This window comes from Pelomonas parva (assembly GCF_043555835.1).
In the GTDB taxonomy this organism is placed as follows: Bacteria; Pseudomonadota; Gammaproteobacteria; order Burkholderiales; family Burkholderiaceae_C; genus Pelomonas; species Pelomonas parva.
The window spans coordinates 246,009-261,681 of record NZ_JBIGHV010000005.1 but is presented as its reverse complement, the minus strand read 5'-3'; the positions used below and the strand labels follow the sequence as shown (position 1 = coordinate 261,681).

The following is a 15,673-nucleotide window of genomic DNA, read 5'->3' as shown; positions in this document are numbered from 1 at the left end:
AAATAAAAAAGCCCCGACGGCGAGCCGGCGGGGCCTTGCGCTCAGCGCCCGAGGGCGCCAGAGCTTACTTGTTGCGCGTACCGACGACTTCGATCTCGGTGCGGCGGTTCTTGGAGCGGCCATCGGCGGTCTTGTTGTCGGCGACAGGCTGCTTCTCGCCCTTGCCTTCGGTGTAGACGCGGTTCGGCTCGACACCCTTGCCCACCAGGTAGGCCTTGACGGCTTCCGAGCGACGGATCGACAGTTTCTGGTTGTACTCGTCGCTGCCCACCGAGTCGGTGTGGCCAACGGCGATGATGACTTCCAGATTGATGCCCTTGGTCTTGCTGACCAGGTCATCCAGCTTGGCCGTGGCTTCGGGCTTCAGCGTCGCCTTGTCGAAGTCAAAGAAGGCGTCAGCGGCGAAGGTGACCTTCTCGCTGACCGGGGCGGGCGGCGGCGGGGGCACAGGCTTCGGGGGAGCCGGGGGCGCCACCGGGGCCGGCGGCGCGGCGGGCTTGGGTTCTGCTGCCTTCGGTGCCGGCTTGATTTCGCCGTCGCAACCCTTGGCTGCCGTAGCCGGCGTCCAGAAGTTGTCGCGCCAGCAGTATTCGTTGGTGCCGTTCTTCCAGACCGTACCGTCGGTCGCGCGCCAGTTGTCAATGGTTTGCGCCGACACCGACGACGTCGCGGCGGCGACCGCAGCCATCGCAAACAGCGACGCCACTCGATTCAATTTCTTCATGATTCTCCTCTCAAGGAATGCCGCAGTTGCCCTGCGAGAGTCAGTACTCAACCTCTAACCCAGGAGACTTTAGGGTTTCTCCTAGGGACTCAACGATTGTGCCATGGGGGCACTGAGACAAACGCATTGTGGCGGCCTACGTTCAAGGGCACGGTGACGCTGTTGCGCTGCTGCTACAAGGGACGGGGCCCTTAGAATTCCGTCTTTCACCTACCTCCAATGACGCCGCCCTGTTGTAGGCGCGTGCGCCCCTCCGCCGCATGACCCAGTTCGCCAAGGAAACCCTGCCGATCAGCCTCGAGGAGGAGATGCGCCGCTCCTACCTCGACTACGCGATGAGCGTGATCGTCGGCCGCGCCCTGCCCGATGCGCGAGATGGCTTGAAGCCCGTGCACCGTCGCGTTTTGTACGCGATGAATGAAATGGGCAACACCTATAACGCCAAGTACCGCAAGAGTGCGCAGGCGGTCGGCGAGACGATGGGTAAATACCATCCGCACGGCGATTCGGCCATTTACGACACCATCGTGCGCATGGCGCAGCCATTCAGCTTGCGGCACATGCTGATTGATGGCCAGGGCAACTTCGGTTCGATCGACGGCGATAACGCGGCAGCAATGCGATATACCGAGATTCGTCTCGACAAAATCGCTCACGAGATGCTGGCCGATATCGACAAGGAGACTGTCGATTTCGGGCCAAACTATGACGGCAGCCATCAGGAACCCCTGGTTCTGCCGACCCGCCTGCCCAATCTGCTGGTCAACGGCTCTGCCGGCATCGCGGTCGGCATGGCGACGAACATCCCGCCGCACAACCTGAACGAAGTCGTCGACGCCTGCCTGTTCGCACTCAAGAACCCGGAGTGCACGGTCGACGAGCTGATGGAGATCATCCCGGCGCCGGACTTCCCGACCGCCGGCATCATCTATGGCTTAGCCGGCGTGCGCGACGGCTACCGCACCGGTCGCGGCCGCGTGGTGATGCGCGCCAAGGTGCATTTCGAGGACATCGACAAGGGCGCGCGCCAGTCGATCATCGTTGACGAGATCCCCTACCAGGTCAACAAGAAGACGCTGCTCGAGCGCATCGCCGAGCTGGTGCAAGAGAAGAAGATCGAGGGCATCAGCCACATCCAGGACGAGTCCGACAAGTCGGGCATGCGCGTCGTCATCGACCTCAAGCGAGGCGAAGTGCCCGAGGTGGTGCTGAACAACCTCTACAAGCAGACGCAGCTGCAGGACAGCTTCGGCATGAACATGGTCGCGCTGGTCGACGGCCAGCCCAAGCTCTGCAATCTGCGCGACATGATCGTCGTCTTCCTGGAGCACCGCCGCGAGGTGGTGACGCGCCGGACGATCTACGAGCTGCGCAAGGCACGTGAACGCGGCCACGTGCTGGAGGGCCTGGCCGTCGCGCTGGCCAACATCGACGAGTTCATCGAGACGATCAAGACCTCGCCGACGCCGCCGGTCGCCAAGGCGGCGCTGATGGCCAAGGGCTGGGACTCGTCGCTGGTGCGCGAGATGCTGGCGCGTGCCGAAGGCGGCAGCCAGGCCTATCGCCCCGAGGGCCTGGAGCCCCAGTTCGGCATGCAGGCTGACGGCCTGTACCGTCTGTCCGAAGCCCAGGCGGGCGAGATCCTGCAGATGCGCCTGCAGCGGCTGACCGGGCTGGAGCAGGACAAGATCGTCGGCGAGTACCGGGAGGTGATGTCGCAGATCGCCGATCTGCTGGACATCCTGGCCACGCCGTCGCGCGTGACGACCATCATCAGCGAGGAGCTGGCGCAGCTGAAGCAGGAGTTCGGCCAGACCAAACTGGGCGCGCGCCGCAGCGTCATCGAGCACAACGCGCAGGAACTCGGCACCGAGGACTTGATCACGCCGACCGACATGGTCGTGACGCTCTCGCACACCGGCTACATCAAGAGCCAGGCGCTGAGCGAGTACCGTGCGCAAAAGCGCGGCGGTCGCGGCAAGCAGGCCACGCAGACCAAGGACGACGACTGGATCGACCAGCTCTTCATCGCCAACACCCACGACTGGATCTTGTGCTTCTCCGACCGTGGCCGCGTCTACTGGCTCAAGGTCTGGGAGGTGCCGCAAGGTTCGCGCAACTCGCGCGGCAAGCCCATCGTCAACATGTTCCCGCTGCAGGCCGGGGAGAAGATCACCGTCGTGCTGGCGCTGACGGGCGAGTTCCGCACCTTCCCCGAAGATCACTTCATCTTCATGGCCACCGCGCTCGGCACCGTCAAGAAGACGTCGCTGAAGGACTTCAGCAACCCGCGCAAGGCCGGCATCATCGCCGTCGACCTGGACGAGGGCGACCACCTCATCGGCGCGGCGCTGACCGACGGCCACCATGACGTGATGCTGTTCAGCGACGGCGGCAAGGCCGTGCGCTTCGACGAGGACGATGTGCGCCCAATGGGCCGCACCGCCCGCGGCGTGCGCGGCATGATGCTGGAACCCGATCAGCGCCTGATCGCCATGCTCGTGGCTGAAGACGAATCGCAGAGCGTGCTGACCGCCACCGAGAACGGCTACGGCAAGCGCACCAACATCGTCGAGTACACCCGCCACGGCCGGGGCACCAAGGGCATGATCGCCATCCAGCAGACCGAGCGCAACGGCCGCGTCGTCGCCGCGACGCTGGTCCGCCCGGAGGACGAGATCATGCTGATCACCGACAAGGGCGTGCTCGTGCGTACCCGCGTTGCCGAGATCCGCGAACTCGGCCGCGCCACGCAAGGCGTCACACTGATCGCGCTGGACGATGGCAGCAAGCTGTCGGGCCTGCAGCGCATCGTCGAGAACGATGCCAATGAATCCGATGCCGGCGCCGAGCCCGACGAGGCCGGCGACAACCCCGAAGCCCCCAAGGACTGACATGACTTCCCGCAAACTGGGCCTGGCCCTAGCCCTCGTTTTGGCCGCCGGCTCGGCCATGGCGCAGCCCTCGCCCGCCAAGAAGGCGCTGATCGACAAGATCGTCGCGCTGCAACAGCGCGGCCTGGCCGACAACCTGGCCGCCAGCATCGTCCAGGGGCCGCTGCCGCAACTGTCGCAAAGCGTCCGCGCCGCCCTGCAACAGGTGCCGGCCGACAAGCGCGAAGCCACGGTCAAGGCCATGGACGTCGAGCTGAAGAAGTTCGTCGAGGAGAACGTGTCCTACCTGAAGGACAAGATTTCCAAGGCCGTGCCGAACACGGCTTCGGCGCTGCTGGACGAACGCTTCAGCGAGGACGAACTGAAGCAGGTGCTGGCCTGGGCAGAATCGCCCGTCAGCCAGAAGTTCGGCCTCGCCAGCATCGAGCTGCAAAAGGCTGTCGCTCAGAAGGTGATGGCCGAAGCCGGCCCGACACTGGAAGGCCGGTTGAAGACCCTGCAGGCCACCCTGGCCAAGCAGCTCGGATTGCAGCCGCCGCCCGCGAGCGCCGCCCCCAAGGCCGCACCGGCCTCCGCACCCAAGAAGTAGCCTCCCGACCTCGATGACCTCTGCCCGCCCGTTCAACTTCGCCCCCGGCCCCGCCACACTGCCCGAACCCGTGCTGCGCCAGGTGGCGGCGGAGATGCTGGACTGGCACGGCAGCGGCATGAGCGTCATGGAGATGAGCCATCGCGGCAAGGAGTTCGGCGCCATCCTGGAGGCGGCCGAGCGCGACCTGCGCGAGCTGCTGGCGGTACCGGCCAACTTCCGCATCCTGTTCATGCAGGGCGGTGGCCTGGGCGAAAACGCCATCGTGCCGCTGAACCTCAGCCGTGGCGGCAAGGTCGACGTCGTCGTCACGGGCTCCTGGTCGCGCAAGAGCGCGGCCGAGGCGCGCCGCTACGCCGACGTGCAGATCGCCGCCGATATCGGCAAGGGCTACGCCATCCCGCGCGACTGGGCGCTGCGCGATGACGCGGCTTATGTCCACCTCTGCACCAACGAGACCATCGACGGCGTCGAGTTCCACGACCTGCCGCAGCTCACCAGCGGCGTGCCGCTGGTCATCGACGTCTCGTCGCACCTGCTGTCCCGCACCATCGACTGGAGCCGCGTCGGCCTGGCCTTTGGCGGCGCGCAGAAGAACATCGGCCCGGCCGGCATGACGCTGGTGTTCGTGCGCGAGGACCTGCTGGGCCACGCACTGGACATCTGCCCCTCGGCCTTCAACTACGAGACCGTGGCCGCCAACCATTCCATGTACAACACGCCGCCGACGTTCGCGATCTACGTTGCCGGCCTCGTGTTCCAGTGGGTCAAGGCGCTGGAGTACGGCGGCAAGCACGGCCTCGCGGCTGTCGAGCAGCGCAACATCGACAAGGCCGCCCTGCTCTATGGTGCCCTGGATGCGTCGGGCCTGTACGAGAACCGCGTCGACCCGAGCTGCCGCTCACGCATGAACGTGCCCTTCCTTCTGCGCGACGAAAGACTCAACGAGAGCTTCCTCACTCAGGCCAAGGCCGCCGGCCTGCTGGCGCTCAAAGGCCACAAGTCGGTGGGAGGCATGCGCGCCTCCATCTACAACGCGATGCCGCTGGAAGGCGTGCAGGCGCTGGTCGGCTTCCTGAAGGATTTCGAGGCCCGCCATGGCTGAACCCGTCGCCTCCCAGGCGTTGCTGGCGCTGCGCGACCAGATCGACGGCCTGGACAAGCAACTGCTGGAACTACTGAACCAGCGCGCCCGCGTGGCCGAACAGGTCGGTGAGATCAAGCGCGCCGAAGGCACGCCCTTCTTCCGCCCCGACCGCGTAGCGCAGGTCATCGAGAAAATCCGCGCCGCCAACCCCGGCCCCCTGCAGGGCGAGCATGTGGCGGCCATCTGGCGCGAGATCATGTCCGCCTGCCTGGCGCTGGAGTCGCCGCAACGCGTGGCCGTGCTGGGCCCGGTCGGCACCTTCTGTGAGCAGGCTGCCATCGAATACTTCGGCGGCGCGGCCGACATGACCTACTGCGCCAACTTCGACGAGGTCTTCCACGCGACGGCGTCGGGCAGCGCGCAGTTCGGCGTCGTCGGCGTCGAGAACATGACCGAGGGCGTCGTCACGCGCTCGCTGGACCTGTTCCTGCACACGCCCTGCCATGTGGTCGGCGAAGTCAGCCTGCTGATCCGGCACAACCTGATGCGCAAGGAGCCGTCCATGAACGGCATCGAAGCGGTGCTGGCTCATCCCCAGGCGCTGGCGCAATGCCAGAACTGGCTGAACAAGCACCTGCCCGACGCCGAGCGGCGCGCCGTGTCCAGCAATGCTGAGGGCGCCCGTCTGGCCGCCACCAACCCGGCCTGGGCCGCACTGGGCGCCGAACGGGCGTCGACACTGTTCGGCGTGCACATCGTCGCTCACGCCATCCAGGACGAGGCCTACAACCGCACCCGCTTCGCCGTCATCTGCCTGCCGCAGACGATGGCCACGCCGCCGGCCACGGGCCGCGACTGCACCAGCCTGGTCGTCTCCGTGGCCAACCGCCCCGGCGCCATGCACGATCTGCTCGTGCCGCTGAAGAAGCACGGCGTGTCCATGACCCGCCTGGAGTCCCGCCCGGCCCGCACAGGTCAGTGGGACTACTACTTCTACATCGACCTCGACGGCCACCCGACCCAGCCACACGTCGCCGGCGCGCTGGCCGAGCTGCGCCAGATCTGCGCCTTCTTCAAGATGCTCGGCGCCTACCCGGTAAAAAACTGATGTTTCAACAGCTCGGCGTGATCGGATGCGGCCTGATGGGCGGCAGTTTTGCGCTGGCGATGAAGAAGGCCGGCCTGGTCAAGCGCGTCGTCGGCTACAGCAAGTCGCCGTCGACGACCAAACTGGCCAAGAAGCTCGGCGTCATCGACGTGGCCGCCGAGTCCGCGCTGCTTGCCGTGTCCGGCTCGGACATCGTGCTGATCGCCGTGCCCGTGTCGGCCACCGAAAGCACGCTCAAGGCCATCCGCCACCTGGTGAACCCCGGCGTCCTGTTCATGGACGTGGGTTCCACCAAATGCGACGTCATCGAGGCCTCCCGCCGCGCCCTGGGCGAGCGAGCCGCCAGCTTCGTGCCCTGCCACCCCATCGCCGGCAAGGAGTCGGGCGGCGTGCAACATGCCGAGGCCACGCTCTACGAGGGCCGGCAAGTCATCCTGACGCCCCAGCCCTTCACGAACCCGGTGCTGGTGCAGCGCGCAACCGACGTGTGGTCGGCGCTTGGCTCCACGGTGCTGAAGATGCGGCCGCACAACCACGACGCTGCCTTCGCTGCCGTCAGCCATCTGCCGCACCTGCTGGCCTTCGCCTACTTCCAGGCCATCGCCGAGCAGCCCGCCGCGCGGGACTACCTCAGCCTCGCTGGCCCGGGCTTTCGTGACTTCACCCGCATCGCTGCGGGTGAGCCCGGCGTCTGGCGCGACATCCTGCTGGCCAACAAACACGAGGTGCTGGCGCAGTCCAAGCGTTTTCGCACCATGCTGGACCAGCTCGAAGCGCTGATAGAAGCCGGTGACGCCACGGCCCTCGAAGCCGCGCTGCGGCCCATTGCCGAAGGCCGTGCTGCCTGGGGCAACCCTGCGCCTGCGCCCACCCCTGCCCTTCCTCCCGGCCGCCCTGCGGCGAAGTGATGTTCAAGATCCCCTTTCTCGACCTGCCGCCGCTGCGCGGCGCCGCAGGCACCGTGCGCCTGCCCGGCTCCAAGAGCATCTCCAACCGCGTGCTGCTGCTGGCCGCGCTGAGCGAGGGCAAGACCTTCGTGCGCGACCTGTTGGCGTCGGACGACACCGCCGTCATGCTGGAGGCGCTGCGCACGCTGGGTTGCGGCGTCTGGCGTGAAGGTGACGCACTCGTCATCGACGGCCTGGGTGGTCGTCTGCGCGCCAAGGACGCCAAGCTCTTCCTCGGCAACGCCGGCACGGCGATGCGGCCGCTGACGGCGGCACTGGCGCTGCTGGCCGCGACGCAGGGCGGCAGCTTCGAGGTGTCGGGCGTGCCGCGCATGCATGAGCGACCCATCGGCGACCTGGTCGACGCGCTGCGCGGCCTGGGCTGCGAGATCGACGACCTGGGCAACGCGGGCTACCCGCCGCTGCGGCTGCGCGGGCCGTCCTCGTTGGCCCTGGACACGCCGGTGCGCGTGCGCGGCGATGTGTCCAGCCAGTTCCTGACCGCCCTGCTGCTGGCCCTGCCGCTGGTGGCCGAGCGCGATATCCGCATCGAGGTGATTGGCGAGCTGATCTCCAAGCCCTACATCGAGATCACGCTGGCCCTGCTGGCCCGCTTCGGCATCGACGTGAAGCGCGAGGGCTGGGAGGCCTTCGTCATCCCGGCCGGCAGCCGCTACCGCTCACCGGGCGAGGTGTTCGTCGAGGGCGACGCGTCATCGGCGTCGTACTTCGTCGGCCTGGGCGCCATCGCCGCAAGCGAAGCGCCCATGCGCATCGAAGGCGTGGGCAGCGAGTCTCTGCAGGGCGACGTGCGCTTCATCGAAGCCGCCGCCGCCATGGGTGCCGAGATCACGACCGGCCCGAACTGGCTGGAAGTCCGTCGCGGCGCCTGGCCGCTCAAGGGCATCACGCTGGACTGCAACCACATCCCCGACGCGGCGATGACGCTGACCGTCATGGCTCTGTACGCCGACGGGCCGACGACGCTGACCAACATCGCCAGCTGGCGCGTCAAGGAGACGGACCGCATCGCCGCGATGGCCACCGAGTTGTGCAAGCTGGGTGCCACCGTCGAAGAAGGCCCGGACTGGATTCGAGTCGAGCCGCTGAAGGACTGGCAGGCCGCCGCCATCCACACCTACGACGACCACCGCGTCGCGATGTGCTTCTCGCTGGCCGCCTTCAACGGCCTGGTCACTTCGGCCGCCCAGCCGGTGCGCATCCTGGAGCCGCACTGCGTCGCCAAGACCTTCCCCGACTATTTCGAGACGCTGTTCGGCGTCGTGACGGCCAACGCCGCCGACATCCCCGTCATCACCATCGACGGCCCAACCGCCTCCGGCAAGGGCACGCTGGCCGACGAGGTCGGCAAGGCGCTGGGCTTTGCGGTGCTGGACTCCGGCGCGCTCTACCGCGTCGCTGGCCTGGCCGCGCGTCGCGCCGGCTTAGACCTGGACGACGGCGCCGCAGTTGCAGCCATCGTGCCGACGCTGCAACTGCGTTTCATCGACGGCCAGGTCTTCCTAGGCTCAGAAGACGTCAGCGCCCGCCTGCGCGCCGAGGCGACCGGCCTGCTGGCTTCGCAGGTCGCCGTGCACCCCGCCGTGCGTCAGGCCCTGCACCAACTGCAACTGAGCTTTCGCCGCCTGCCCGGCCTCGTCGCCGACGGCCGCGACATGGGCACGGCCATCTTCCCCGACGCCGACCTCAAGGTCTTCCTGACCGCCAGCGCCGCGACGCGCGCCGAGCGCAGGCATAAGCAATTGATTTCCAAGGGTATTTCAGCTAATATCAAAGGCTTGCGCGAAGATCTGGAGGCGCGGGACGAACGGGACAAGAACCGCTCTGCCTCGCCACTGGCCCCAGCGCAGGACGCGCAGCTGCTCGACAACTCGGCGCTGACCATCGAAGCCTCGGTGGATCAGATGCTGGTTTGGTGGCAACAGCGCCGGCCGTTCTGACCCGTCAGCCCGGCCCAGGCCCGAGAAGCCACGGCCCGCGGCCCTTCCCTCCGAACGTCAGTTCACCGAGGGTCGCGATGTCAACAACTTAACCCGCAGCTCGTCTGCACGCCGCGTCCGGGGCTCCCCGGCGCATCAAGGTCTATCCACATGTCCCAAAACCAAACCGCCGCTTCCGGCATGGAATCCTTCGCCGCCATGTTCGAGGAGTCGCTGCAGCGCTCCGACATGCGCGCTGGCGAAGTGATCTCGGCTGAAGTCGTTCGTGTCGAACACAACTTCGTCGTCGTCAACGCAGGCCTCAAGTCCGAAGCCTACGTGCCCATCGAAGAGTTCAAGAACGACCAGGGCGAACTGGAAGTCCAGGTCGGCGACTTCGTCTCCGTCGCCATCGACGCCATCGAAAACGGCTACGGCGACACCATCCTGTCGCGCGACAAGGCCAAGCGCCTGGCCTCGTGGCTGAGCCTGGAAACGGCCCTGGAGTCCGGCGACTTCGTGACCGGCACCGTCTCCGGCAAGGTCAAGGGCGGCCTGACCGTCCTGGTCAACGGCATCCGCGCCTTCCTGCCCGGCTCGCTGCTGGACACGCGCCCGGTGAAGGACATGAGCCCCTACGAGGGCAAGACCATGGAATTCAAGGTCATCAAGCTCGACCGCAAGCGCAACAACGTTGTGCTGTCGCGTCGCGCGGTGGTCGAGGCTTCGATGGGTGAAGAGCGCGCCAAGCTGCTCGAGACGCTGTCCGAAGGCGCCATCGTCAACGGCGTGGTCAAGAACATCACCGAATACGGTGCGTTCGTGGACCTGGGCGGCATCGACGGCCTGCTGCACATCACCGACATGGCCTGGCGCCGTGTCCGCCACCCGAGCGAAGTCGTTCAGGTCGGCCAGGAACTGACCGCCAAGGTCCTGAAGTTCGACGCCGAGAAGAACCGCGTCTCGCTGGGCATCAAGCAGCTGGGCGACGACCCGTGGTTCGGCGTTGCTCGCCGCTACCCGACCGGCACCCGCCTGTTCGGCAAGGTCACGAACATCGCCGACTACGGCGCGTTCGTCGAGATCGAGCCGGGCATCGAAGGCCTGGTGCACGTCTCCGAGATGGACTGGACCAACAAGAACATCGCCCCCAGCAAGCTGGTCACGCTGGGCGACGAAGTCGAAGTCATGGTTCTGGAAATCGACGAAGACAAGCGCCGCATCAGCCTGGGCATGAAGCAGTGCAAGGCCAACCCGTGGGAAGAGTTCGCCGAGAACGTCAAGCGCGGCGACAAGGTCAAGGGCCCGGTCAAGTCGATCACCGACTTCGGCGTGTTCGTGGGCCTGGCGCAAGGCATCGACGGCCTGGTGCACCTGTCCGACCTGTCCTGGGACGAGACCGGCGAAACCGCCGTGCGCAACTTCAAGAAGGGCCAGGAAGTCGAAGCCGTCGTGCTGGCCGTGGACGTCGAGCGCGAGCGCATCTCGCTGGGCATCAAGCAGCTGGACAGCGACCCCTTCACCGCTTACACCACGATCAATGACCGTGGCGCTTCGGTGACCGGCAAGGTCATCACGGTCGACCCGCGTGGCGCCGAGATCGAGCTGGCTGAAGGCGTGATGGCCTATCTGCGTGCTTCGGAAATCTCCCGCGACCGCGTGGAAGATGCCCGCAACGTGGTCAAGGAAGGCGACGAAGTCACCGCCGTCATCGTCAACATCGACCGCAAGACCCGCAACATCCAGCTGTCCATCAAGGCCAAGGACAACGCCGACAACCAGGAAGCCATGCAGCGCCTGAGCCAGTCGAGCGAGCGTGAAAACGCCGGTACCACCAGCCTGGGCGCCCTGCTGCGCGCCAAGCTGGACAACCAGGGCAACTAAGCCCTGTCTGGCCCGCCCGGTCTCTTCGGAGGCCGGGTATGCTCCCCACAGGCTCGCCGGCCTCGCCAGCGGGCCTGTTTCAATTTCTGCTCTCAGCAAAAGCTCCGCCATGACCCGCTCCGACCTCGTCGCTGTGCTCGCCGAACGATTTGGCCAACTGACCCAGCGCGACACCGAGTTCGCCGTCAAGACCATCCTCGACGCGATGAGCGACGCCCTGGCGCGCGGCCACCGCATCGAGATCCGCGGCTTTGGCAGCTTCTCCATCAGCCGCCGCCCACCGCGCGTGGGCCGCAACCCGCGCAGCGGCGAGCAGGTCATGATCCCCGAGAAGCTGGCACCCCACTTCAAGCCCGGCAAGGCGTTGCGCGAAGCTGTCGACAAGCACCTGCCAGTGACGGACGCCTGAGCCAGAATCCGGGGCCATGCGCACCCTCGTCTGGCTCCTGCGGGCCCTGCTCTTCTTCACGCTGTTCGCCTTTGCGCTGAACAACAGCCACGACGCCGTCGTGCGCTGGTTCTTCGGCCACGAATGGCGCGCGCCGCAAGTCATCATCGTGCTGCTGGCCTTCGGCCTCGGCGCGGCGTTTGGCGTGCTCGCCATGGTGCCGGCCTGGTGGCGACACCGCCGCGCGGCGCAGCGCCTGGAGCCGGTCTCCAACGCCCCCGCTGCCGCAACGGAAGCGCCTTCCCTTCCCTTTGCCGCCCACCAAGATGGCGTTTGATCCGCGCTGGCTGCTGTTTGTCCTGCCCGTCGTCTTCATCCTCGGCTGGCTGGCCTCCAAGCTCGACTCGCGGCAATGGAAGCTCGAAGAGAAGGAATCCCCCAAGGCCTACTTCAAGGGCCTGAACCTGCTGCTGAACGAGCAGCAGGACAAGGCCATCGACGCCTTCATCGAAGCCGTCCAGAACGACCCCGACACCTCCGAGCTGCACTTCGCCCTGGGCAGCCTGTTCCGCCGCCGTGGCGAGACCGAGCGCGCCGTGCGTGTGCACGAACACCTGCTGCGCCGCGGCGACTTGGCGCAAACCGACCGCGACCGCGCCCAGCACGAGTTGGCACAGGACTTCTTCAAGGCCGGCCTGTTCGACCGCGCCGAGGCTGCCTATGCGGAGCTGCGCGGTACCGCCTTCGAGCGTGAGGCCCGTCTGGCACTGCTGTCACTGTACGAGCGCTCGCGCGACTGGGCCAAGGCCGCCGAAATCGCCGCCGAACTGGAGGCCGCCGGCACGGGCTCGTTCTCCGGCCGCATCGCGCACTACCTGTGCGAGCAGGCGCTGGTCGCCCAAACCCAGGGGCATGGCGACCTCGCGCTGGAGCTGCTGGGCCACGCCCAGCGCCGCGAGCCCGAGGGCGCCCGAGCCTACGTGCTGCAAGGCCAGCTGCTGCTGAAGGCCGGGCAGGCTGAAGGCGCGATGGCCGCGTTCACCAAGCTGCTGACCGCCAACCCGCCGGCCTTCAACCTTGTCGCCGCCGACTGCGCCGCAGCCGCCCAGGCCCTGGGCCAGCCGGAGCGCGCCATCGCGTTGCTGACTGAGCAATACCAGCGTGCGCCCAGCATGCATCTGCTGCGTGCGCTGGCCACGCTTCAACCCGGGCCGCAGCGCGGCCGCCTGGCACTGCATCTGCAAGAGCAACCGGCACTCTCCGCTGCGACCGAGTTGCTCAAGCTGAACGCCGCCGCACTACCGGCCGACGAGGCCGCGCCGCTCATCCAGACGCTGGAGCGAGCCACCAAGCCGCTGCTGCGCTACCGTTGCGCCGCCTGCGGCTTTGAGGCCGCCCACTATTTCTGGCAGTGCCCGGGCTGCCTGGGCTGGGACACCTACCCCCCGCGTCATGTCGAAGAACTCTAAGCGCACCATCGTCTGCATGAAGTGGGGCACCAAGTACGGCCCCGAGTACGTCAACCGTCTGTACGCGATGGTGCGGCGCCATCTGAAGGGCGACTTCGAGTTCGCCTGCCTGACCGACCGTACGGAAGGCATCCGCAGCGAGGTGCGCTGCTTCCCCATCCCCGAGCTGACACTGCCTAACGGCGAACCCGAGCGGGGCTGGAAGAAGCTGACGACCTTCAGCCCCGTGCTGGTCAACGAGTACGGCCTCAGCGGCACCGCGCTGTTCCTGGATCTGGACGTCGTCATCGTCGACGACATCACGCCCTTCTTCAACGTCTCCGGAGAGTTCCTTGTCATCCACGACTGGAAGCGGCCCTGGCGCATCACCGGCAACTCCTCCGTCTACCGCTGGGAATTGGGCGCGCACCAGGACGTGCTGACCGAGTTCGTCGCCGACCAGGCCAAGGCCAAGGCCGACTACCGCAACGAGCAGGCCTTCCTGTCCGCCGTGTTGCACCGTCAGGGCAAGCTGCAGTATTGGGACGACGCCTGGTGCGCCAGCTACAAGTACCACTGCATCCCGGCCTGGCCGACCAGCTACTGGCGTGACCCCTTCATCCCCGACGGCGCCCGCATCCTCATCTTCCACGGCGTCATGAACCCGCCCGACGCGCTGGCCGGCCGCAGCAACGGCAACTGGCGCCACGCGCGGCCGGCGCGCTGGATCGCGGACCACTGGCGAGAGTGAGGCGCGAATGACCACCCTCGTGCTTGTGCTGAAGGGCCTGCTGATCCTGGCCACCGTGCTGTTCCTGCGCGAGGTCTGGACGGTCCTGCGCGCCCGCGTGCCGGAACGCACCCGCGAGACGGTCGTCGGCGCGGCCCGTTGCGAGACCGAGATTCCCAAGGTCATCTGGACCTATTGGCAGACCGAGCCGGCACCGGACTTCATCGTCGCCTGCCTGGAGAACTGGCGTCGTTTCGCTCCCGACCACGAGATCCGCCTGCTGCACCGTGCCAGCGCCCTCGACTGGCTGCCCGGCCTGCGCGCCGATTTCGACACCCTGCCCGCCTACCGCCAGGCCGACTGGCTGCGCATCCAGCTGCTGGCCCGTCACGGTGGCGTGTGGATGGACGCCTCCATCCTGCTCGCCCGCGACCTGGACTGGCTGCATCAGCAGCGTGCCCGCCGCGCGGCCAGCTACGTCGGCTTCTACGTCGACCGCTTCACGGCACGGCCCGAGCAGCCCATCGTCGAGAACTGGCTGATGGCCGCCGTGCCGGGCTGCCCATTCGCCACGGCGCTCGCCCAGGGTTTCGACGAAGCGCTAGACATCGGCCCCGAGGCGATGCTCACGCGGCTGCAGGATCAGGGCCGCGCGGCGCGGGTGCTGCAGCGGCTGGACACCGGCTCACAACGCTATCTGCTGATGCACGTCGTGGCGGCCGACCTGCTGGACCGCCAGGCCGCCGACTACCGCCTGGCCTTGATGCGCGCCGAGGACGGCCCCTTCGCCTGGCTGTGCGGTGTCGGCTGGCGCAAGACTCACCTCTTCGTGCGCATCGCGCTGACGCCCTGCCCGCGCCGGCTGCCGGCGCTGCTGAAGCTGCGCGGCAATGACCGAAACATTGTCGAGCGCAACTGGCTCCGTGGTCGGGTGCTGCCGGGCAGCGTGCTGGACGCGCTGCTGCGCCGGCCATCTTGACCTGGCTCAGCCTGCTGCTGCCGATGTACCGGGTGCAGGCCTGGCTGCCGGCCTGCCTGGACTCGTTGCGCGACCAGCTCGACAACGACGTCGAGCTCATCTTCGTTGACGACGCCTCGCCCGACGGCTCTGCAGCGCTGGTCGAGGCGCTGCTGCCTCAGGCCCGCGTGATCCGCCAGCCGCTCAACAAAGGCGTTAGCGCGGCGCGCAACCGGCTGCTGAATGAGGCGCGCGGCGCCTACCTGTGGTTCATCGACCCGGACGACCTCGTGGAGCCTGGTGTTATCCCGCGCCTGAAAGCTCTGCTGGCCGAACACCAACCGGACCTGCTGACCTGCGACTTCCGTGTCTTCGACGACGGGCCCTCGACGGCGTCGGTCAAGCCGCGCCACCGGCACATCGCCAGCTTCGACGGCCCGGCCGGCGTGCTGATGAACGACATCGACCTGCGCCTGCGCGGCCTGTTCGTGCGCGGCCAGTTCCACCCCTGGAGCAAGATCGTGCGCCGCGCCTGCTGGCCGGCGGGCCTGCGTTTTGCCGAGGGCCGCATCTTCGAGGACATGGCCCTCTACCCGCGGCTGGCACTGCACACGCCGCGGCACCTGCATGTCGCCGAGGTCTGGGTGGCTTATCGCCAGCGCGGCGGCAGCCTGATGAGCCATCTGGACGTCAAACGGCTGGACGACTGGACGCTGGCGCTGGACGGCCTGGCAGCCGAGCTGCCGCCGCTGCAGGCGGACACGCGCTTCGAGATCGCCCATTTCTGCGCCCGCACGCTGCTGCGCGCGCGGCGGCGGCGGCGGCAGCTGGGTGGCGAGGCGCTGCAGGGGTTGAAGACCGACGCCGAGCGCTTCGAGCGCAGCTCGCCGCTGACAAGACAGGAGCTACTTGCCGCCTATTTCAAACGCGGCCGCTGGCTACGCGGGCTGCAGTGGTGGCGCAGCATGTGAGCATG

The 15,673-nt window shown here is 67.2% G+C and carries 14 protein-coding genes; 13 read left to right on the top strand and 1 reads right to left on the bottom strand.

Going from position 1 to position 15,673, the window contains the following annotated elements; translation table 11 throughout:
- Positions 1–64: 64 nt before the first annotated feature.
- Positions 65–724 carry an outer membrane protein OmpA gene (gene ompA / locus ACG00Y_RS14975; protein WP_394480130.1) on the bottom strand — a complete coding sequence of 220 codons (660 nt, stop codon included), beginning with the start codon at positions 722–724 and terminating at the stop codon, positions 65–67.
- Between the two features lie 260 nt (positions 725–984).
- On the opposite strand from ompA, the gene gyrA reads away from it, so the two are divergent.
- From gyrA to ACG00Y_RS14910, 13 genes are all read left to right on the top strand, one after another.
- On the top strand, positions 985–3,618 hold the full coding sequence (gyrA, locus tag ACG00Y_RS14970) for a DNA gyrase subunit A (RefSeq protein ID WP_394480128.1): 2,634 nt from the start codon (positions 985–987) through the stop codon (positions 3,616–3,618).
- Between the two features lies 1 nt (position 3,619).
- The gene (locus ACG00Y_RS14965; protein WP_394480126.1) at positions 3,620–4,207 is read left to right on the top strand and encodes a DUF2059 domain-containing protein; all 588 of its coding nucleotides are present in this window, start codon (positions 3,620–3,622) and stop codon (positions 4,205–4,207) included.
- A 13-nt stretch (positions 4,208–4,220) separates the two neighbouring features.
- Positions 4,221–5,312: a 3-phosphoserine/phosphohydroxythreonine transaminase gene (serC, locus tag ACG00Y_RS14960; RefSeq protein ID WP_394480124.1), complete on the top strand. Its 1,092-nt coding sequence runs from the start codon at positions 4,221–4,223 to the stop codon at positions 5,310–5,312.
- Positions 5,305–6,402, top strand: a complete 1,098-nt coding sequence (gene pheA / locus ACG00Y_RS14955) for a prephenate dehydratase (RefSeq protein ID WP_394480123.1) — start codon at positions 5,305–5,307, stop codon at positions 6,400–6,402. Before serC ends, pheA begins: the two co-directional genes overlap by 8 nt.
- Complete coding sequence (locus ACG00Y_RS14950) at positions 6,402–7,310, top strand: prephenate dehydrogenase (RefSeq protein WP_394480121.1); 909 nt, start codon at positions 6,402–6,404, stop codon at positions 7,308–7,310. The genes pheA and ACG00Y_RS14950 overlap by 1 nt, the downstream gene beginning before the upstream one ends.
- Positions 7,310–9,310 carry a bifunctional 3-phosphoshikimate 1-carboxyvinyltransferase/cytidylate kinase gene (locus tag ACG00Y_RS14945; RefSeq protein WP_394480119.1) on the top strand — a complete coding sequence of 667 codons (2,001 nt, stop codon included), beginning with the start codon at positions 7,310–7,312 and terminating at the stop codon, positions 9,308–9,310. Before ACG00Y_RS14950 ends, ACG00Y_RS14945 begins: the two co-directional genes overlap by 1 nt.
- A 150-nt stretch (positions 9,311–9,460) precedes the next feature.
- A complete protein-coding gene (gene rpsA, locus ACG00Y_RS14940; RefSeq protein WP_394480117.1) occupies positions 9,461–11,173 on the top strand; it encodes a 30S ribosomal protein S1 in 1,713 nt (570 codons plus the stop codon).
- A 109-nt stretch (positions 11,174–11,282) separates the two neighbouring features.
- The gene (locus tag ACG00Y_RS14935) at positions 11,283–11,582 is read left to right on the top strand and encodes an integration host factor subunit beta (RefSeq protein WP_056202110.1); all 300 of its coding nucleotides are present in this window, start codon (positions 11,283–11,285) and stop codon (positions 11,580–11,582) included.
- Positions 11,583–11,598: 16 nt separating this feature from the next.
- Positions 11,599–11,898, top strand: coding sequence for a LapA family protein (locus ACG00Y_RS14930; protein ID WP_394480115.1), 300 nt, complete (start codon positions 11,599–11,601; stop codon positions 11,896–11,898).
- Positions 11,888–13,030, top strand: a complete 1,143-nt coding sequence (lapB, locus tag ACG00Y_RS14925; RefSeq protein WP_394480114.1) for a lipopolysaccharide assembly protein LapB — start codon at positions 11,888–11,890, stop codon at positions 13,028–13,030. The genes ACG00Y_RS14930 and lapB overlap by 11 nt, the downstream gene beginning before the upstream one ends.
- Positions 13,014–13,760, top strand: a complete 747-nt coding sequence (locus ACG00Y_RS14920; RefSeq protein WP_394480112.1) for a glycosyltransferase — start codon at positions 13,014–13,016, stop codon at positions 13,758–13,760. Before lapB ends, ACG00Y_RS14920 begins: the two co-directional genes overlap by 17 nt.
- A 7-nt stretch (positions 13,761–13,767) precedes the next feature.
- The gene (locus tag ACG00Y_RS14915; RefSeq protein WP_394480110.1) at positions 13,768–14,718 is read left to right on the top strand and encodes a glycosyltransferase family 32 protein; all 951 of its coding nucleotides are present in this window, start codon (positions 13,768–13,770) and stop codon (positions 14,716–14,718) included.
- Positions 14,715–15,668, top strand: a complete 954-nt coding sequence (locus ACG00Y_RS14910) for a glycosyltransferase family 2 protein (protein WP_394480108.1) — start codon at positions 14,715–14,717, stop codon at positions 15,666–15,668. The genes ACG00Y_RS14915 and ACG00Y_RS14910 overlap by 4 nt, the downstream gene beginning before the upstream one ends.
- Positions 15,669–15,673: the final 5 nt, after the last annotated feature.

What these genes read in the sequence shown, in the direction of transcription:
- ompA (WP_394480130.1), bottom strand. Translation starts at nt 724, where the DNA reads ATGAAGAAATTGAATCGAGTGGCGTCGCTGTTTGCGATGGCTGCGGTC.
- gyrA (WP_394480128.1), top strand. Translation starts at nt 985, where the DNA reads ATGACCCAGTTCGCCAAGGAAACCCTGCCGATCAGCCTCGAGGAGGAG.
- ACG00Y_RS14965 (WP_394480126.1), top strand. Translation starts at nt 3,620, where the DNA reads ATGACTTCCCGCAAACTGGGCCTGGCCCTAGCCCTCGTTTTGGCCGCC.
- serC (WP_394480124.1), top strand. Translation starts at nt 4,221, where the DNA reads ATGACCTCTGCCCGCCCGTTCAACTTCGCCCCCGGCCCCGCCACACTG.
- pheA (WP_394480123.1), top strand. Translation starts at nt 5,305, where the DNA reads ATGGCTGAACCCGTCGCCTCCCAGGCGTTGCTGGCGCTGCGCGACCAG.
- ACG00Y_RS14950 (WP_394480121.1), top strand. Translation starts at nt 6,402, where the DNA reads ATGTTTCAACAGCTCGGCGTGATCGGATGCGGCCTGATGGGCGGCAGT.
- ACG00Y_RS14945 (WP_394480119.1), top strand. Translation starts at nt 7,310, where the DNA reads ATGTTCAAGATCCCCTTTCTCGACCTGCCGCCGCTGCGCGGCGCCGCA.
- rpsA (WP_394480117.1), top strand. Translation starts at nt 9,461, where the DNA reads ATGTCCCAAAACCAAACCGCCGCTTCCGGCATGGAATCCTTCGCCGCC.
- ACG00Y_RS14935 (WP_056202110.1), top strand. Translation starts at nt 11,283, where the DNA reads ATGACCCGCTCCGACCTCGTCGCTGTGCTCGCCGAACGATTTGGCCAA.
- ACG00Y_RS14930 (WP_394480115.1), top strand. Translation starts at nt 11,599, where the DNA reads ATGCGCACCCTCGTCTGGCTCCTGCGGGCCCTGCTCTTCTTCACGCTG.
- lapB (WP_394480114.1), top strand. Translation starts at nt 11,888, where the DNA reads ATGGCGTTTGATCCGCGCTGGCTGCTGTTTGTCCTGCCCGTCGTCTTC.
- ACG00Y_RS14920 (WP_394480112.1), top strand. Translation starts at nt 13,014, where the DNA reads ATGTCGAAGAACTCTAAGCGCACCATCGTCTGCATGAAGTGGGGCACC.
- ACG00Y_RS14915 (WP_394480110.1), top strand. Translation starts at nt 13,768, where the DNA reads ATGACCACCCTCGTGCTTGTGCTGAAGGGCCTGCTGATCCTGGCCACC.